The organism is Haematospirillum sp. H1815 (assembly GCF_012102705.1).
In the GTDB taxonomy this organism is placed as follows: domain Bacteria; phylum Pseudomonadota; class Alphaproteobacteria; order Rhodospirillales; family Rhodospirillaceae; genus Haematospirillum.
Genome location: NZ_JAAVTA010000009.1, coordinates 87,676 through 105,372, shown reverse-complemented (window position 1 = coordinate 105,372; position 17,697 = coordinate 87,676). Strand labels below are relative to the sequence as shown.

The following is a 17,697-nucleotide window of genomic DNA, read 5'->3' as shown; positions in this document are numbered from 1 at the left end:
ACTCACCGAAAGTGTCTCGGACGTGTCAACAAGGGAAACAGACTGGATCCCAAGGGAAACCGCCTCGTCCTCTTTCGTCGTCACAGGACCGGACCCAACCGTCAGCGCCGGCGCATCCGAAACAGGCACAACATCCGTATTCTGCTCCTCAGTCGGCAGAACAACGGCATCCAAGATCTCTGGCTCCAGAGTCTCTTCAGCAAGCGCATCACTCTCTTCGCCGTCAGGCTGAGTATATTCCTCATCCGAATCCCGACGCCGACGGTCACCACGCCAAGCGGTTATTTCTTGATCTTCGACAGAAACAGATTCATCCGCGCCGTCAGCGTCCTTGTTATCTTCGTCCTCAGTCTCCACAAGCTCGGAGTGTTGCTCCTGACGCTCCACCGAGACTTCCGATCGATCCACAGATACAGATACAGACTGTGCTTGCGTAACAACTTCACCCCCGGTCTCCTGAATATCGTAGGCCCGCCGGCGCTCTTCCAGCGCTGAAGAGGTAAACCGCGTTTCTTCGTTATCAGCGATATAACCGTTCACATCCGTACCGCGACGACTGCCGGTATGGGTCGTTGCATGGCTTGTCAGATTACGTTCCGAACGATTCTGTTCTTGGCTGTCATCATTGGCTTCACGCGCAATGGCATCCAATGGATCATCCGTTTCGTCATCACCCGCGACACGCGGTCTGAGATCTGCAACATCACCAGACAAAACAGCATCAAAGAGGTCAGCCTGCCCAGACACAGAAGACACGCCCGGAGTAATGTTCTCTACCTCTTCAGGCAGAACCACCGTAGAGTTCTTGTCTGTCATACGAACCTCTTCAAAACAGCAGATTGATGCCAAAGCTGCTGCCCCGTGCAACGGTTGCAGCAAACCTTATGTGTATACGTGTTTTGGAAACCCGTACAGAACCGTCTTTCTCAGCGCTCTGTGAAGGCTTGGGTTGCCGCTACGTAGATTGGTTTCAGGAGATACTCAATCAGCGTTTTTTCGCCGGTCAAGATATCAGCCTGCACAACCATGCCAGGCAAAAGCCTGTTATGGATCTTTCCGATCCAGTTCTGGGACAAACGGATACGAGCCTTGTAATAAGGTTGTCCCTGTTCATCAAAAAATGTTGTGGCCGATATTAATTCCAAGGTTCCATCAATGCTTCCGTAACGGGCGTAATCAAAGGCCGTTACCTTGACCCGCACGGTCTGACCCACCTCAACCGCACCAATGTCTTTTGTTGCTATACGGGATTCGACAACCATCTCCCCCGCACCGGGTACAATTTCGGCCAATAATTGCCCGGGCGTCACGACCTCACCGGCATGCCTGACGGCAAGCCCCTTGATCACACCATCAGACGGAGCCGTAACCGTCAGCCGATTCACCTTGTCACGAGCCCGCCCCAAGGCCTCCTCAACTTCTGCAAGCTCTGCGGCCACGGCACCGATACGGTTTACCGTCTCTTCATGACCGCTGCTTTCAAGCTCCATCAACTGCTGCGTCACTTCGGCAATACTGCCGCGAACGCTTTCCAGCTGCCCCTGCATCCGAGACTGCTCTGCTTGCCGGCCGGCAAGCTCCCTCTCTGCGCGCAACATGCTGATCTTGGAACCAATCCCCTGCTGGAAAAGACGGCGATAAACATCCCGTTCCTGCGAGAGGGCTGAAACTTCCTTGGCGCTGGACCGAAGCTGCTGAACTAAGCCCGCCTCTTCCGCTTTGCGCTGCCCCAGCCGGCTTTGCAGAACAGATCTTCTGTCCTTCAGGGAACGAATCTGCGCCGCAAGAATGGCCTGCTGATCTTCCCCGATAGAAGCAAAGTTGCCACCGGACAGAGATGACAAGTCCACATCCTCTCCTGCTGCGAAGGCACGCAACCGCCCAAGCTGGAACTCCAGGAAGGCACGACGTGTCAACAGCTGACCCTGCTCTGCCTCAAAGGCCGCAGGATCAAGACGCAACAACAGCTGACCCATGGATACGTGATCGCCTTCCTGCACCAGAACCTCACGGACAATCCCGCCTTCGAAATGCTGGATCTTCAGAACAGGATCGACAGGCACGACCTGACCGGATGTCACTGCCGTCTCGGCAACCGGCTGTGTAGAGGCCCAAACAGTAAATGCAAAGACAATGGCAGCAACGATAAACAGCAGCCCGCGACGATGGTCGCTGATATCTTCTTCCAGGTGCACAACATGGGCCTGAGGACGCTGCCGACGGCGGCCACGTTCAACAACCGGATGCGCTATTGCTGTTTGTACTACCTTATCAGGGGCCATTATCAGGCTTCTGTCCTTTTCCATCACTCTTTTCTACCTGCCCCGCTGGGGGAGCCGGTCGGGAGGGTGTCAGCGATTCAACATCCACAAAACGCACAACCTGACCATCACGCAGCTCCAGAAGCTTGTCTGCAAGACGGACATGGCTGGGACGGTGCGTCACCACAATAACCGTAACCCTGCCCTGCAAGCGGCGGATCACATTCATCAAGGCCTCATCACCGGCAGCATCCAATCCACCTGCCGGTTCATCCAGAAGAACGATCGGCGCATCCTTGCGCATCAGAACCCTGGCAAGGGCTATACGGGTCCGCACACTGGGAGAGGCAACTTTCTGGTCACCAAACCGCGTTTCAAGACCATCGGGCAGCTCCCTCAGGTCATCAGCCAAGCCAACCAGACCGGCTACCTCCTGAATATCAGCCAAGGAGGCCGACGGATCAGCCAGCTGGATGTTCTGGATCACCGTACCCCGAAAGATCTCTGGTTCTTCCGGACACCAGGCAATAACCCTTCTGTACTCCAGCGGATCAAAGCGACGGATATCCATACCATCAACCTTGACCATGCCGGTCTGGCCCTTGAGAACGCCGGCCAACGCCTTGATCAGGGTCGACTTGCCAGCACCATTACGCCCAACAACGGCGACCACCTCACCAGGTTTCACCTCAAAGCTGACGCCAAGAAGGGCCGGCTCAGTATCTTGGCTGTAGCGCAGACTGAAGCGACTGACCTGTATGCTACCACCCAGTTCACGCACCGGCCGAACCAAGGCATGAGGCGGACGCTCGGGTATCATCTCCATCAGCCGGTCGATCTGGCGGATGCTGGAATGCACCTGCTCGGAACGAGCCAGCACCATAAACCCGGCCTGGAACGGCGCCAAAGCGCGCCACAACAGGATCATCGAGGCAATAAGACCCCCTGTGGACATCACACCGGCAAGCACAGCCACAGCGCCAAACCACAACGTGGCAACGCCACACAGCATGACAACACCCTGGGCGGCAACAGCCAGGAAGGCAACCGTCTGGTTGGTCCCGAAATTAGCCTGCGCTGCCCGCGCGGAACGAATGCGGTAGCGGTTCAACCATACAGAGAACGCACCTGTCGTACGCAACAGACGATGGAGGCGAACCGCCTCAATGGCAAGCTCCTGCCTGTTTGAAGTCGCACGCGCAGCTTCGGCCACCTGACGGCGCAAAGGCTCTCTAGCCAGAAAACCCATAGCAATAAGTACAAGCGCGCCAATCGTCGGAACAAGACCAAGCCAACCGGCCAGAATGTACATACTGGCGATTACCAGAAGCGAGAAGGGAACGTCAAGGACAGACTGGGCGCTCTGTCCGGTCAAAAACTCACGTACCGTGTCGAAGTCCTTGACCCTGGACACTTGTGCACCAACGCTGGCCCCTTCTGTAACACTTGGTGGAAGGTACAAAAGGCGCTCGAAAACAGCCCGCCCGACCAGAATATCGATTCGCGCGCCGACTCGGGCCAGCAACCTTGTACGCAAGGATCGGGCACCAAGCTCACCTGTCAGGGCAACAATCATGACCAAGACAAGAGATCCAAGGGTAGAAAGCGACCCAGACGATATATATCTATCGTAGATCGCCATCACATACAGCGGGGATGTAATCGCCAGCAACGTGATAACGGCCGTCAGGGCAAGGGCAATCCACAAATGGGGACGAAACCGCATCAGGATGCCACCCAGCCACGATCCTTCCCGCAAGGAAGCAGCCCGGGCATCAGGATCTTCAATGGCCTGGAAGACAAGGGCAACGCCAAGGTTCACGTCATCAATAACCTGAACGCCATAACCAGGCATGAAAACATGCAGGCCATCGTGTTCCCGGGACAGAACAACACAGGCATCCGCATCGTCAGGAAGAAAAAGACAGGGCAGTTCCCGGTCCGGGATGGATGAAACAACCCCACGCCTCAGAACACTGGAGAAACCAAGATCAACCATGGTCCGGCGCAGGCCGGTCAAATCCAGGGGACCTCCGAAGTAAGGCAAGGACTCAACCAAATGGCGAGTATCTCCGTCCCAACCCAACGCACGCAGAAGAACAGGCAGACAAAGCCCCAGGTCATTGCGGGTCAGCAATGACTCGTCGGGAAGCTCCAGCGGACGGGAACGGTAGCGTACCGGCCCCGTACCTGTAGCATCAGGGCCAGTCTCTTCTGGCGACACCCTGACTCCTATCCCCTTGTTCATGCTGTAGCCATCGGCAATACCACCGTCGGATATGACCACGTTCACGCCCCCTGTTCCGGAGGAACCGCGCGGATCACACCATCCGGACCCGGCAATGGAACCAGACGACCAGCAACCAGTTCATAATGACACTGGGCTATTTTCAATGTCGATGGCCTGTGACTCACAATGACAAAAGCGCGATCCTTCATCCGACGCTGCATGGCCTGCATTAACAGCTGGTCCGATGCCCCATCCAGAAGCGTATTCGCATCATCGAAAAGGATAACAGCAGGATCGAGAGCCAATATCCTTGCAATCGATATTCTCTGGATAACCCCACGGGGTAAGGCACTGCCGATACGGCCACCCAGCGGAGCATCAAACCCCTGGGCCAAGGATGCGGCAAATTCATTCAAGCCAAGCTCTTCAGCCACAGCAAGGGCTGTACGCTCCCTTTCATGATCGAAAAGAGTCAGATTCTCCAGAAAAGTACCGGCAACAAGTTCGCCATGCTCGCCAAGAAAACCAGTCGCCTGCCACAGATCATCCCGACGCACATGGGTAAGATCCTGCCCATCAACCAGAACGCGCCCCTGTTCAGGAACAAGGTGACCCGTCATCAACCATAATAACAGGGACTTGCCACTGCCATTGGCGCCACGAATACTGATGGAATCCCCCGGACGTAAGGTAAGGGACACAGAATCAAGAAGCCACGATCCATCAGGCCTCCGCCCATAACAAACGTTGTCCAGCGTCAGAACCCCCTTGTCAATGACCAAGGGATCTTTGTCCTCATCCAGGGCAATGGCAAACGTTTCGGCAACCCTCTGCTCTGCCATCGTATTACTCTGACGACGGAGCCAGACAGACAAAGCTGCTTGCACAGGGGGAGCAATGCGCCCGGCCAACATGGTACAGGCCCCCAAACTCCCGACCGTCATCTGGTGATCCACAACCAGCATGGCCCCAAAGGCAACCGTCCCCACTGTCAAAGCCTGGGTAAAGATAGCCCCCATCATCTGGACAGCTCCCTGACGAATAGCCAGGATGTGGCGCCCACTTATGGCATTCTCCAGGAGACGCTCAAAACGCCTGAGCATCTGCGCCTCGGCAGATAGAGCCTTGACCGTCTGGATGCCTGACAGGGTCTCCAACATGAAATTGAAACGGCGCTCATACTGCTCACCTGTTTCTTCGGTAGCAGACCGCAGCTTGTCCCCCTGGTGCAGGGACACCATGACAAACACAGCCGTCATCAGGATGGGAACAAAAACAAGCCATCCGCCCAGAAAGAGAATGACCAGCAGGAATATTGCGATAAAAGGCAAGTCCGCCAAGGCCAACAACATCCGTCCGCCATGGAAATCCCGCAGCTTGTCCACAGATGACAGACGCTCCAGATGAGTTCCCCCCCCGTCTTTCTCGAAACGGGACATGGGCAGGGACAAAAGCCTGCGCAAACTTTCGTAATGACCACGATGCTCGAAGCGGGCCGACACAAGACCAGCCAATCCCTCTCTCAAGGTGCGCAACAGCATTTCAAGGATCAAGGCGCTGATAACACCCAATGCCAGAAGATCAAGGGTTGCCATATTATGATTAGGCAAAATACGATCATAGATCTGCAGCATTGACAGCGGCAATGCCAAGGCAACCACATTAATAAAGAAGGAAGAAACGAACAATTCGACAAGGTGGCGCTGCCCGGACACAAGATGGGCCGGATCCGACGCGCGATGGAAAGCGGGTGCCTGACCTGCCATAATTGTCTGTCCTCTGCCGGACTCCCCCGACACTCCTGCCATACCTGAGTCAACACAATCTTCGGCGACGTATAAACAACCGAAAATAAACGTGCCCTGAACGTACAAAAAATTCAACCAAAAGAATTCAAAACTTTTCTTTTCCCCACCAAAAGTGATCTTTCCGACTCTTCAGGATCCTACATTATCCTTTATTATCAAACACAAGGACAATGGTGGGGACGGCGGGACTTGAACCCGCAAGACCGTAGGTCGGACGATTTTAAGTCGTCAGTGTTTACCATTTCACCACGTCCCCGGAAAAATGGACCCTACCCTAGACGCTCCCGGGGAAAGGCTCAAGTATCTTATTGCACCAGAAGGGAACTACCGATTCCATAGGGACAACACAGAGCATGTCCAACAGAAAACAATGTAGGCCGGAAAACAAAAAGCCGGCCGGAGAAACCCCGGCCGGGCATCAAGGACAGAACTCAGGGATAATATGGTCAGACCATAGTCTCAACGGCATTCTTGTAACGCGCCTGGATCGGCTCAAGCGCCGAACGGGCCACAATAGCGCCCATCTCAGACAATTTTGAAGACTGGGCCACAGCCTTGTCCCAGCTCTCCCGCGCCAACTGCTGCTGGACACGCGCCATATCATCCGGATTCTTGCAGGAAGCCAAGGCCTTGCTACCTTGGACAGCAACCTCCAGTGTCTTCCCGGTATAACCGAAAACTTCCTTGGCAATCTCCTCCACTCCGGCAGCCAGACGGTTCCCGGACTGGACAAAAGCATCAACGTTGGCCTTGTTGAAACTTACAACGTCGTCAAATGACCTGAACATCGGACCCTCCCGGGGGCATTCGCAGGCATAGCCCAAAACAAACAGGACCAAGCCTTATAGAGGAAGACAGTTCACACTGCACTGCAGCATGAGATAAATGTGCCCTCCCTTCCCCTAAAAGTCAAGACCGGAAATTGTGCGTTGCAGCAGGAGGCAAGTTACCCCGCTTCCGCCCACCATTTTTCCGCCTGCTCAGCCAGCAAGACTGGACCGGATCGCGTCCAGCGCTGCCCCGGAAGCAGCACCATCCGGTCCCCCCGCCTGGGCCATGTCGGGACGACCACCGCCACCCTTGCCGCCAACAACAGACGAACCAGCCCGAACCAGATCTACGGCATTGAAACGACTGGCCAGATCGGGGGAGACAGCCACAACCAGACTCGCCTTTCCTTCAAAGGACGAAGCCAAGGCAACAACTCCCGATCCAATCTGGCGCATAAGGTCATCGGCAATCCCCTTGAGGTCCTTGCCAGGCACATCATCCAACAGCCGTGACACGAAAGAGATACCATCAACCGTCACTGGCTCAACCCCTTGCCCACCTGCTCCACCCCCAAGAGCAGCCTTCCGACGCAGGTCTTCCAGCTCACGTTCAAGCCGGCGACGTTCCTCTACCAGCGCGGCAACACGATCCGGAACCTCTGCAGGAGCAGCCTTCAGCGCCTCAGCCGCCTTGGATAGCAGGCCCTCGCGGACAGAAATCCAGTCCAGAGCCCCCCGACCGGTAACCGCCTCGATCCGGCGCACACCGGCCCCAACCGCACTCTCGGACACGATCCGCAATAAGCCAATATCGCCGGTACGGTTAACGTGCGTGCCACCGCACAGCTCCGTTGACACATCCTCCATGCTGACAACGCGCACCTCATCACCGTACTTCTCGCCAAACAAGGCCATAGCACCAGCCTTGATCGCGGAATCAGGATCCATCAGACGGGTGACAACCTCGACATTGGCCCGGATTGCCGCGTTGACGTCAGCCTCGACAACGGCAATCTCCGCAGCGGTCACCGCACGGGGATGCGCAATGTCAAAGCGCAGACGATCAGCATCAACCAAAGACCCCTTCTGGGTAACATGTTCCCCAAGCCGCCGGCGCAAGGCTGTGTGCAGCAGGTGCGTGGCCGAATGATTGGCCCGGATGGCCAGGCGGGTTTCCGTATCCACTTTCAGGAATACGGCACCACCAACCGCAAGCGCTCCTTCGTCCACAACGCCGGTATGTACAATCAGATCACCCAGCTTCTTCTGGGTATCGGTTACGGATACGCGCCCAGCACCCTCGACAAGAGCGATGACTCCATGGTCACCAACCTGGCCACCGGATTCGCCGTAGAATGGGCTTTGATTCACAACAACAGAAACAGTTTGCCCCGCCTCGGCACGGTCCACACGCTTGCCATCAACAAGCAAGGCCAGGATCTTGCCCTCAGATTCATCCGTGGCATACCCCAGAAACTCGGTTGCCCCGACGCTCTCACGCAGTTCGAACCAGACAGCATCGGTTGCCGCCTCACCCGAACCAGCCCAGGACTTGCGCGCCTTCTCACGCGCTTGGTCCATGGCTGTATGGAAGCCGTCCAGATCAACGGTATACCCCTCGCCACGCAGGGCGTCCTGGGTCAGGTCCAGCGGGAAGCCATAAGTATCGTACAGGGTAAAGGCAACACCACCGGGCAAGGTCCCACCAGAGGGCAGACGCTCTTTCTCCGCATCCAGCAGACGCAGGCCACGCTCCAGCATCTGGCGGAAACGGGTTTCTTCCAGACGCAGGGTCTCGACAATCAGGGCATGGGCACGCTCCAGCTCGTGGAATGCCAGGCCCATGGCCCGCAGCAAGGCGGGCACAAGACGGTACATGACCGGTTCCCGGCATCCCATGATATGGGCATGACGCATGGCCCGGCGCATAATCCGGCGCAGGACATAACCCCGCCCCTCGTTGGATGGCAGGACACCATCGGCAATCAGGAAGCATGCTGCACGCAGGTGATCGGCGATCACACGGTGGCTTACCTTGTGCGGACCATCCGGATCCGTATTGGCGACATCGGCCACGGCTTCGATCAGGCCACGCATCAGATCAATATCATAATTGTCGTGCTTGCCCTGAAGAATGGCGGCAAAGCGTTCCAGACCCATCCCCGTATCAATGGACGGTCGAGGCAGATTGATCCGCGTTTCGGCATCAACCTGTTCGAATTGCATGAAAACGAGGTTCCAGATTTCGATAAAACGATCGCCATCCTGATCGGCGCTGCCAGGAGGGCCACCGGCGATACCCGGACCATGGTCAAAGAAGATTTCCGAACACGGACCACACGGACCCGTCTCACCCATCATCCAGAAATTATCCATCGTCGGAATGCGAATGATACGGCTGTCCGGCAGGGCTGATATGCGACGCCACAACCCGGCGGCATCCTCGTCCGAAGTATGCACCGTCACCAGAAGCCGGTCAGCAGGCAGACCAAACTCACGGGTCACCAGCGTCCAGGCATGATGGATGGCCTCTTCCTTGAAATAATCACCGAAAGAGAAATTCCCCAGCATTTCAAAGAAGGTGTGATGACGGGCTGTATACCCCACATTGTCGAGATCGTTGTGCTTACCCCCTGCCCGGACACACTTCTGCGAGCTGGCCGCCCGCGTCCATGGGCGTGTTTCCTGGCCGGTAAAGACATTCTTGAACTGCACCATCCCCGCATTGGTGAACATCAGCGTCGGATCATTGCGGGGGACCAGCGGGCTTGACTCAACGACCTGATGGCCATGACGACCAAAATAGTCAAGAAAAGTGGCGCGAATATCATTGGTTGTCTTCATGGGGGTACTTCTTCAGACTGGGGCACAGCGGACGTTCATAATCCTGGATGGCCAGTTCTAGGACGACGTGGAGACGCTGTAAAGACGAAGTCAACCAACACCGGGCAGAGACCCGGAAAGGGCCTGCAGCATTTCCACGACACTGTCTACATCCTCGACGCTGGTGGCAAAGGAACAAACCATACGGACAACATCAGGCCCAAGGTCCGCCCACGGACAGAAGCCAATACCGGATGCAGAGAGCGCATCGGCCATCCCAGAAGCCAGGCGCACAAAGACCTCGTTAACCTGAACCGGCATGACAAGTTCCACACCCGGGAGATCACCGAGACCAGCAGCAAGGCGCGCGGCCATGGCGTTGGCATTGTATGCATTGCGCAGCCAGAGCCCATCATCCAGCATTGCCTCCAGCTGAGCACCGACAAAGCGGCTCTTGCTGAGAAGGTGGCCGGTCCGCTTCAGAAGATGCCCGAAAGTATCCGCATGCCGGGGATCAAAGAACAAAACAGCCTCTGCGGCCCATGCCCCGTTCTTGGTTGCCCCGAACGACAAGGCATCGACCCCGGCCCTCCAGGTCATATCCGCCGGAGAAACACCCGTGGCCATAACAGCATTGGCAAAACGTGCGCCGTCCATGTGCACAGCCAGACCCAGACGCGCGGCAACAGAACATACCGCCTCGATCTCATCAAGACTGTAAACCGTTCCAAATTCGGTAGCCTGCGTCAGGGTTACAGCCGCAGCTCTGGCACGATGAATCCCATGGGAAGAGGAACGGGAAAAGGCCGCCTCCACGCCTTCGGGTGACAGTTTGGCTTGCTCTCCCGGAACAGGAATCATCTGGACCCCACCACCCAGAACTGTCGGTGCAGCAGCCTCATCACCCATTACATGGCTGTCCTGCTGACAGATAATACTCCCCCAAGGCGGACACAGGGCAGACAGAGCCAAACTGTTAGCAGCGGTTCCCGTTATAACCGGCCACATGACCAGATCAGGCTTCTCGAACACTTCACGGAAGGAATCTTGGGCCCGGGCTGTCCAGTCATCCGCGCCATAGCCCGCCGCACTGCCAACCGATGCCGCCGTCAAGGCCTGCAGGATCTCCGGCGAACAGCCATCAACATTATCAGACGTCAAATTTATGTTTTTCATGCCCAAGCACCCGACCACACCCTTAAATCCGTGGGGAACGTACAGGACTGCCGCGCTTCCAGGCAACAAGGATCACGGAGGCGCAAACGGATATGAATTAACATAATGATGTAAACTTTTGTCATTATGACGAAAATAACTACAAATATGATGCATAGAGACAACAAGAAAATCCCAGAATGATGACTGAAAGATAAATATATGTAGAAGGATGCGATATAATGAGCATCATAGAGAGAGAAACAACGCAATAAACTATGCAATGGAGCCTGAAAGGCGGGGCAGGATGAATAAAACAGGCCGCAATTCAATGATCTTGCGAATCAAATGAAAACAAACATTCTTGACAAGATCTGCAAACTGGCACAGAACAAGGCCTCTTCTGCAATTCCGGGGCACAAGCAAGATCATTGCGCTCCGGCTCCCGCTATCGAGGATACGGTGCAAAGTGAAGCGATCCCCGTTGACGACAAGGCTGTTGCCCTGGTTGCCGACAATATCCACAAGAGCTACCATGGACTGGAAGTCCTGAAGGGCGTTTCCCTTACAGCCCTTGAAGGTGATGTCATCTCTGTCATTGGCTCCTCAGGATCCGGGAAAAGTACATTCCTGCGATGCCTGAACCTGCTGGAAGTGCCGGATTCAGGCGCGATCCGCATTGGGGAAGAGGAAATCCGCATGCGCCCCAACCGTAACGGGGGCATGGCTGTTGCCAGCGAACGACAGGTAACCGCACTGCGCCGTCGCTTGGGCTTTGTCTTCCAGAACTTCAACCTGTGGCCACACATGACCATTCTGGAAAATGTGTCTGAAGGCCCCGTTCAGGTTCTCGGCCTCTCCCGGCGGGAGGCAAATGAAAAGGCTGAAGCTCTTCTGGCCAAGGTGGGTATTGCAGACAAGCGTCACGTACACCCGTCCCATCTTTCCGGTGGGCAGCAGCAACGGGCGGCCATAGCCAGGGCCATGGCGATGGATCCGCAGGTTATCCTTTTCGACGAACCAACCAGCGCACTGGACCCCGAGCTGGTGGCAGAGGTGCTTGGTGTCATGCGTGGACTGGCCGAGGAAGGCCGGACAATGCTGGTTGTCACACACGAAATGAGCTTTGCCCGTGATGTTTCGAACCGGATTGTCTTCCTGCACCAAGGGCGGATAGAAGAGGAGGGACATCCGTCCCAGGTTATGGTCAACCCATCATCACCCCGGCTGCGTCAGTTCCTTTCCAGCCACCTGTCCTGAGCGGCATCATAAAAACAGTCAATCACAACCCCGAAAACGCAAGGAGGGTGCTCTCGTGGAAAAAATTGTCAGCTGTATCATGGCGGCGGTTCTTGCTTTTGCGTCTGCATCCGGCGCTGTTGCTGCCGAAAAGATCCGCATTGTAACCGAGGGAACCTACCCCCCGTTCAGCAGTGTCAACGGCAAGGGAGAGCTGGTCGGCTTTGATGTCGATATTGCCAAGGCCCTGTGCAAAACCATGAAGGCGGAGTGCGAGATTGTCACCCAGAACTGGGACGGCATTATCCCCGGCCTTATGGCACGAAAGTACGATGCAGTCGTTGCCTCGATGTCGATTACTGAAGAACGCAAGAAAGCGGTTGATTTCACAAGTCCTTACTACTCGAACAAGCTACAGTTCAGTGGCCCGAAGAACAAACCGCTGGATATCTCCAAGGCAGGCCTGCGCGGGAAGACCATTGGTGCCCAACGCGCGACATTTGCGGCAATCTGGTTTGAACAGAACTACAAGGGCGTAGACCTGAAGCTCTATGCCGGCCAAGAAGAAGTCTTTTCCGATATGGCAACCGGACGCCTTGATGGCATCATTGCCGATGTTTATGTCACCTATGACTGGCTGCAATCGAAAATGGGAGAGAAATTCGAGTTCAAGGGTCCGGTCCTTTACGATGGTGACAAGGTTGGCATTGCCGTGCGCAAGGGGGACGCCCTTCGTGAACGCCTGAACAGCGCCCTCAAGACCATTCGCGAGAATGGAACCTACGCAAAGATCAACGCACGTTACTTCCCGTTTGACATTTACTAAATATCACCACGGCAGCCCATCTCCTGATGGCAGGAGAAAAGGTCGCCAACCGTAGAGGATTGTATCTTGCTGTACGGCTTTGGCCCACAACTCCTGGAAGGTCTTCTCGTGACCGTGCAGGTCTCTGTGGTTTCTGTGTGCATTGGTATTGTGTTGGGCATGGCCGGCGGAACGGCCAAGGTCTATGGCCCTGCGCCCCTGCGGGGACTGGCGGAGCTTTATACAATCGTTCTGCGCGGACTACCGGAATTGCTGGTCGTCCTGCTGGTCTACTATGGTGGTTCCTGGCTTCTGGGCCTGATTCCGGGGTGGCCCCTGGAACTGAAACCTTTTGCGGCCGGATGCCTGGCCCTGGCCACAACCTTTGGTGCCTATGCCACCGAAGTTTTCCGTGGCGCCCTTCAATCAATCCCCAAGGGGCAGATCGAAGCCGGTACGGCCATAGGATTGGGGCGCTTTCTTGTGTTTCGCCGCATTATCCTGCCGCAGGTCTGGAGGCTGGCCCTTCCCGGACTGGGGAACCTGTTCCTCGTTCTGCTGAAGGATAGCGCCCTGGTCTCGGTCATCGGTGTGCACGACCTTATGTACAAGGCAGACATGGCCCGTACCGCAACACGGGATTCCTTTACCATGTTTTCTGCAGCCGCTGTCCTGTACCTGCTGCTAACAGCTGTCACAACCGCCGTACTGCATGTCCTCGAAAAAAGGACATACCACGGCATCCGCCATCCTGCCTGAGGCTTGGAAACCATGGACTTCAGCCTTGACCTGATGATCTCAAGCCTGCCGCACCTGCTTGACGGCGCGGTTCTGACAGCAGAGCTGGTAACGCTTTCAGTCATCATCGGCTTTTTCATTGCCGTACCGGTAGGTGTGTTGCGCAGCATCGGGGGGCCATGGTGGATACAGGCGCTTCCGTGGTCCTACATCTTTTTCTTCCGCGGGACCCCGCTGCTGATCCAGATCTTCCTGATCTACTACGGGCTCAGCCAGTTTGAAGCTGTTCGTGACAGTTTGCTGTGGCCCCTGTTGCGGGATTCATACTGGTGCGCCCTGATCGCCTTCACGCTGAATACAGCGGCCTACTCTGCAGAAATCCTGCGCGGAAGTATCGTTGCCGTGCCAGCTGGCGAGGTTGAGGCAGCCCATGCCGTGGGCATGACGCGTCGACAGGTCATCTGGCGTATTGTCCTGCCAAGGGCCTGCCGGATGTGTCTGCCTGCCTATGGAAACGAGATCATCTTCCTGATCAAGGGGTCTGCGCTGGCATCCGCCATCACGCTTGCCGAGCTGACAGGAAGTGCAAACATTATTATCGCACGAACCTACAAACCGTTGGAAGTTTTGCTCGCAGCCGGGCTGATTTATCTGGTGATGATCTACGGCCTGACACTTGCGCTGAAGATGGTTGAACGGCACCTGTCGATTACGCCGCCCCGCCTTCCTATTCGGGCCGAAGATACAGGTCCTGTCTGACACGTACAAAACCAACGGGAAACAGAGACCAATTCCCTGGTGCATCCCGGCCATACTGCCATTAGGATTCACCCGTTCTCATCCAGGTTCGCCACGCAGGCTTTCCTGCTGCAGCAACCGGACAACCGAGGCCATATCAGATGGATATCAAGAAGATCCCTGTCGGAAACAACCCTCCGCATGATGTCAATGTTATTATTGAGATTCCCCTGCGCAGCGACCCGGTCAAATACGAGGTCGACAAGGAAAGCGGAGCCATGTACGTTGACCGCTTCCTGCACACAGCCATGCACTATCCGTGCAATTACGGCTTTATCCCGCATACCCTTTCCGATGACAATGACCCGATTGATGTCATGGTGGTGAGCAACATGCCTGTGGCTGTCGGGTCCGTGCTGCGCTCACGCCCTGTCGGGGTCCTGTACATGGAAGATGAGTCCGGCGGGGATGAGAAAATCCTGGCTGTGCCGCATTCGAAACTGCATCCCTATCACGACAACGTGCAGAACTATACAGACCTGCGCTCAACCCTGATCCGGCAGATCGAGCACTTTTTCGTGCATTACAAAGATCTGGAAGAAGGAAAATGGGCAAAGGTCAAGGGCTGGGGCGATGCCGAGGCTGCCGGCCGGGCCATTGCCGAAGCAATCGAACGGGCCAAGCAAAAAGGGTAAGGCTAGCCCGCTCAGACAAAGCAAAAAGAGACATGGCGGCCCTTTATCGGCCGCCGTGTTGCTTTTTACAGTCTTGGAACAGACCCTTACAAACTCATCGAAGAGCTCTGGTCCGCCTTGGGGCGCTGCCCGGTCACCTGCTGGCCCGTCACAATAAAACAGGTAATCTCGGCCAGATTGGTTGCATGGTCACCAACACGCTCCAGGTTCTTGGCAATAAACATCAGGTGCGTGCACGGTGTGATATTGCGCGGGTCTTCCATCATATAGGTCAGAAGCTCGCGGAACAGGGATGAGTACAGGTCATCAACCTCCCGGTCGCTGTCACGCACCTTGTGGGCACGGTCTGTATCCTGGGCAAGGAAGGCATCCAGGGATTCCTTGAGAAGGTCGCGCACCAGCCATCCCAAGCGCAGGACTGACCGAATGGCCGGGATATGCGGTGACTGACGCAACACCTCAACACGATGAGCGGTCGAGGTCGCATGGTCGGCAATCCGCTCCAGGGCCGAGGCAACCTTGAGCGACGACATGATCAGGCGGAGATCATCGGCAACCGGCTGACGCAGGGCCAGCAGGCGTACAACCTGTTCATTGATGCTGTCCTCGTCACCGTCAACTTGGCCATCAGCCCCGATCACACGCGCCGCCAGATCCGTATCGCCCTGCTCCATGGCCTGAAGGGCTGATACCAGCTGTGCTTCCGCCAATCCCCCCATATGGGCAATGGTCTGGTTCAGGCGATTGATGTCATGGTCAAACGACCGGACCGTATGCGGATTACCGGGCACAGCCTATACCTCCTCAACAACAAAAACGGCCCACTCCGGGGCGGGGGCGCATCATTGACCAAAAGCGACGCCGGAGCAACGGATGTCAGCCCGTTTTCCCTGTCTGGTGACAATGTTGCTCCATGTAGGGGAGCCATACACTGAAGGCGCTGCCCTGCCCCGGAGTGCTGTCGATATGCAGCGTACCACGGTGGCGGTTGACAATATGCTTCACGATGGCCAGTCCCAGCCCGGTTCCCCCCAGCTGACGGGAACGAACGGGATCAACGCGGTAGAAACGCTCGGTCAGGCGGGGAATATGCTCACGCGGAATGCCAACGCCATGATCCCGGACCGTCAGCGACAGACAATGATCACGCCCGTTACGGGGCATGGACGGGGGCGGCTTGCCTCCGACCCTTATCTCGACCGTTACCGGCCTCTTGTCCTGTCCGTAACGGATGGCATTGGTCAACAGGTTCTGCACGACCTGAGACAATTCATCAGCATCCCCGGGAACTGGGGGCAGACTGCCCGGAACATCCAGCACCAAGGATATGCCACGCTCCTCGGCCTGAGGTTCAAGGACTGCAACCGCATCAGAGGCAACAAGAGCCAAGTTTACGGCTTCTGTCGGGTGGGCGTGCTCATGTAGCTCAACCTGTGACAGGGACATCAAGTCATCAATCAGTCGCTTCATGCGCAGGGCCTGCTGGTACATGATACCAAGAAACCGTTCCCGTGCATCAGGGTCATCGCGGGCCGGGCCATTCAAGGTTTCGAGGAACCCGATAACCCCCGTCAACGGCGTACGCAGCTCGTGACTGGCATTGGCAACAAAATCAGCCCGCATTTTCTCGGCACGAACCAGAACGGTAACATCATGAAACAACAAGACAGCCTGTCGGTCCCCCTCCAGGGCCGGAACAGGTTCAATTTTCAGATCAAAGTATCGCTCAACCGGACCAGAAGGCACCACAAGGTTCAAGGAACGGGGAACACCGGATTGCAGAGTTCCGGCAACAGCCTCAAGGACCGGCGGGTCACGCAGGACTGATGCCAGAGGGCGGTTGACAACATCCCGGGCAAACAAAGTTCCTGCAGCCGGACTGGCGGTCAGGACAATTTGGTCCTGACCAACCAGAATCAAGGGCTGTGGCATGTTGGTAATCAAGGAACCGTGCAGATTGGCCATGTGCTCGGATTGCTTCAGCCGTTGGCGTATCTCGCTCCTGAGCGTCGCCGCAGCCTGAACAATATCACGGCCGGTTTCAGAAAACCGGAGATCCGGCAGGTGGTGGCTCCCCTCTCCCAGTCTATCATCACGCAAACACGCAGCAACCGCAGCCAGATCAGCCAGAAAGGGCCGTACCAGAACTGTCAGGCCAACCACGATGCAGAACCAGGACAACAAGGCATCACCGACCGGCAGGCGGCCCAACGTCACAAGGCCAATCAGCACACCCACCGGGGGAACACTGCCAATCAAGGCAACACGCACACAACGGGACAACGAAACAGACCTGTGGGCTTCGGGCATAGTCAATCCTTGATCCGGGGCAGACTGTAAACATGAAACAGCAACGGTACCTGCCAGAATACGGGATCCAACAGAATGATCCGGATCGGATTGTCCGGAAAAGAGAAATTTTGGTGACACTTTCC

Annotated in this window: 14 protein-coding genes and 1 tRNA gene; 5 read left to right on the top strand and 10 right to left on the bottom strand. The window is 56.2% G+C overall.

The features are described from left to right. The 8 genes from HEQ60_RS08545 to HEQ60_RS08510 all read right to left on the bottom strand — a co-directional run. A partial coding sequence (locus HEQ60_RS08545; RefSeq protein WP_168071287.1) for a hypothetical protein occupies nucleotides 1-816 on the bottom strand: 816 nt, incomplete at its 3' end. Nucleotides 817-926: 110 nt separating this feature from the next. Next, nucleotides 927-2,282: an HlyD family type I secretion periplasmic adaptor subunit gene (locus tag HEQ60_RS08540; protein WP_168071286.1), complete on the bottom strand. Its 1,356-nt coding sequence runs from the start codon at nucleotides 2,280-2,282 to the stop codon at nucleotides 927-929. Beyond that, nucleotides 2,272-4,554 (bottom strand): peptidase domain-containing ABC transporter, encoded by a 2,283-nt coding sequence (locus HEQ60_RS08535; RefSeq protein WP_168071285.1) that lies wholly within the window; start codon nucleotides 4,552-4,554, stop codon nucleotides 2,272-2,274. Before HEQ60_RS08535 ends, HEQ60_RS08540 begins: the two co-directional genes overlap by 11 nt. Beyond that, on the bottom strand, nucleotides 4,551-6,257 hold the full coding sequence (locus HEQ60_RS08530; protein ID WP_168071284.1) for a peptidase domain-containing ABC transporter: 1,707 nt from the start codon (nucleotides 6,255-6,257) through the stop codon (nucleotides 4,551-4,553). Before HEQ60_RS08530 ends, HEQ60_RS08535 begins: the two co-directional genes overlap by 4 nt. A gap of 213 nt (nucleotides 6,258-6,470) precedes the next feature. Then, a tRNA-Leu gene (locus HEQ60_RS08525) sits at nucleotides 6,471-6,555 on the bottom strand. 190 nt (nucleotides 6,556-6,745) lie between these two features. Then, nucleotides 6,746-7,087 (bottom strand): phasin family protein, encoded by a 342-nt coding sequence (locus HEQ60_RS08520; RefSeq protein ID WP_168020600.1) that lies wholly within the window; start codon nucleotides 7,085-7,087, stop codon nucleotides 6,746-6,748. Between the two features lie 192 nt (nucleotides 7,088-7,279). Then, entirely contained in the window at nucleotides 7,280-9,913 is a 2,634-nt protein-coding gene (gene alaS / locus HEQ60_RS08515) for an alanine--tRNA ligase (RefSeq protein WP_168071283.1), read from the bottom strand. 90 nt (nucleotides 9,914-10,003) lie between these two features. Beyond that, nucleotides 10,004-11,068, bottom strand: coding sequence for a threonine aldolase family protein (locus tag HEQ60_RS08510; protein ID WP_209315482.1), 1,065 nt, complete (start codon nucleotides 11,066-11,068; stop codon nucleotides 10,004-10,006). Between the two features lie 327 nt (nucleotides 11,069-11,395). Here HEQ60_RS08510 and HEQ60_RS08505 point away from each other — a divergent pair, with 327 nt between their 5' ends. The 5 genes from HEQ60_RS08505 (at nucleotide 11,396) to ppa (ending at nucleotide 15,262) form a co-directional block, all read left to right on the top strand. After that, nucleotides 11,396-12,307: an ABC transporter ATP-binding protein gene (locus tag HEQ60_RS08505; RefSeq protein ID WP_168071282.1), complete on the top strand. Its 912-nt coding sequence runs from the start codon at nucleotides 11,396-11,398 to the stop codon at nucleotides 12,305-12,307. Between the two features lie 55 nt (nucleotides 12,308-12,362). Then, nucleotides 12,363-13,112 (top strand): transporter substrate-binding domain-containing protein, encoded by a 750-nt coding sequence (locus tag HEQ60_RS08500; RefSeq protein WP_322099321.1) that lies wholly within the window; start codon nucleotides 12,363-12,365, stop codon nucleotides 13,110-13,112. Between the two features lie 66 nt (nucleotides 13,113-13,178). Continuing rightward, complete coding sequence (locus HEQ60_RS08495) at nucleotides 13,179-13,850, top strand: ABC transporter permease (protein ID WP_168071281.1); 672 nt, start codon at nucleotides 13,179-13,181, stop codon at nucleotides 13,848-13,850. 12 nt (nucleotides 13,851-13,862) lie between these two features. Beyond that, nucleotides 13,863-14,588 carry an ABC transporter permease gene (locus HEQ60_RS08490; protein WP_168071280.1) on the top strand — a complete coding sequence of 242 codons (726 nt, stop codon included), beginning with the start codon at nucleotides 13,863-13,865 and terminating at the stop codon, nucleotides 14,586-14,588. A 140-nt stretch (nucleotides 14,589-14,728) separates the two neighbouring features. Then, the gene (gene ppa / locus HEQ60_RS08485; RefSeq protein WP_168020593.1) at nucleotides 14,729-15,262 is read left to right on the top strand and encodes an inorganic diphosphatase; all 534 of its coding nucleotides are present in this window, start codon (nucleotides 14,729-14,731) and stop codon (nucleotides 15,260-15,262) included. An 86-nt stretch (nucleotides 15,263-15,348) separates the two neighbouring features. Here the strand turns inward: ppa and phoU are convergent, their stop codons facing one another. Further along, nucleotides 15,349-16,053: a phosphate signaling complex protein PhoU gene (phoU, locus tag HEQ60_RS08480; RefSeq protein WP_168022851.1), complete on the bottom strand. Its 705-nt coding sequence runs from the start codon at nucleotides 16,051-16,053 to the stop codon at nucleotides 15,349-15,351. 85 nt (nucleotides 16,054-16,138) lie between these two features. Beyond that, complete coding sequence (locus HEQ60_RS10900) at nucleotides 16,139-17,692, bottom strand: sensor histidine kinase (RefSeq protein ID WP_168071279.1); 1,554 nt, start codon at nucleotides 17,690-17,692, stop codon at nucleotides 16,139-16,141. Nucleotides 17,693-17,697 lie beyond the last annotated feature (5 nt).